Source organism: Cohnella soli (assembly GCF_042655525.1).
GTDB lineage: Bacteria > Bacillota > Bacilli > Paenibacillales > Paenibacillaceae > Cohnella > Cohnella soli.
Map to the genome: position 1 here is coordinate 473 of NZ_JBHSMI010000065.1, position 1,304 is coordinate 1,776.

Genomic DNA, 1,304 nt, shown 5'->3' on the forward strand with positions numbered 1-1,304 from the left:
GCTGATGTACCCGACATCTCTGAAACATCTTTCTAAGTTTGGTCTACTTTATTATTGATTAATTGCACTCCATTATTTCCAATTATACATAAAATAGTTTACCACTTTCTTTATAGATTCTAGTTCAAGAATTGGATACTTATTCATAAGTTCAGTTTGAAGTTTATCTGTAATTGATTTCATCGTTTCAATATTCCAATCTACTGGAAAGTTGTCTGCGAAATTATAGATTTCCTGTACCAAATTTGTCACTTCAGATCCATAAATAAATTCAATTTCTTCAATTTTGGGACTTCCCCAAGGGTGTGAAAATTTCTGAATCGAACTATTAATATTTAATAGGAGCATTTGAATTCTTCCTTATTTCTTCATTTAGATTTTCGGGTATTTCAGCTAACGTAAATGTGTTCACGACGTCCCACCGACTTAAGGCGACGAAGTCGCCGGGCGCGATGCGCTTAGTCGGTGCGGATGTGTCCGGCTGATTCCGCTTCCCTGCTGCTGCCAATACTTCTCCGAACCCACATCTAACTCCTACCGGACCGAGGGCCGAATGGCCCGAAGCGTGAACATGGTGTTATAAGATGTCGGCGACTTCTTCGAGTTACTTACAAATCCGGTTTACTTGGTTTCCATCCAATCTCTTGACTCCATTTATTTGCCTTCAACATAATGTTCCACACGATCTCAGTTTTACCTTCTACATATTTGTTTCGTTGGTCTCTATATTGATCGGCAAGATCGTACTTGAACTGTGCATATTTAGTTCTTTCAACCTCATGTTCCCTTAAATAATCCCTAAACAACAGATTGAATTGTTCTGACCAACTTCCTAATTGCCTTACATGAATATGTGTTCTTCTCATTCCAGGTCTTTCCCTAAAATATCTCTTCGTCAAGTCTGCATTGTCTTCACGATATTTAAATCCCATTTCGTGAAGACCAGATTTAACTTCTTCTATATTATCCAAGTCAGAAACCGAAATTTGAATATCAATGATCGGTTTGGCTGCTAATCCAACTACAGCAGTAGAGCCAATATGATCAATTCTTTGAATTGCAGTACCCAGTTGGTTTACGATTTGTAAACGAAGTTCATTAAATATCCTGGGCCAATTATCATTGTAAGGCTCTATGATTACCAATTCCTTCATCTGTGCAATCACCCACTTTGAAAATTGTTTTCGCTCTTCGCCGATTTCTTATAACGTAAATGTGTTCACGACGTCCCACCGACTTAAGGCGACGAAGTCGCCGGGCGCGATGCGCTTAGTCGGTGCGGATGTGTCCGGCTGATTCCGCTT

The 1,304-nt window shown here is 39.5% G+C and carries 1 protein-coding gene; it reads right to left on the reverse strand.

Annotation, left to right across the window (positions count from 1 at the left end; translation table 11 throughout):
* Window positions 1-608 precede the first annotated feature (608 nt).
* The gene (locus ACFPOF_RS29455) at window positions 609-1,154 is read right to left on the reverse strand and encodes a GrpB family protein (RefSeq protein ID WP_378139035.1); all 546 of its coding nucleotides are present in this window, start codon (window positions 1,152-1,154) and stop codon (window positions 609-611) included.
* Window positions 1,155-1,304: the final 150 nt, after the last annotated feature.

Excerpts from the sequence above, each read along its gene's own strand:
- ACFPOF_RS29455 (WP_378139035.1), bottom strand. The coding sequence starts at position 1,154 with ATGAAGGAATTGGTAATCATAGAGCCTTACAATGATAATTGGCCCAGG.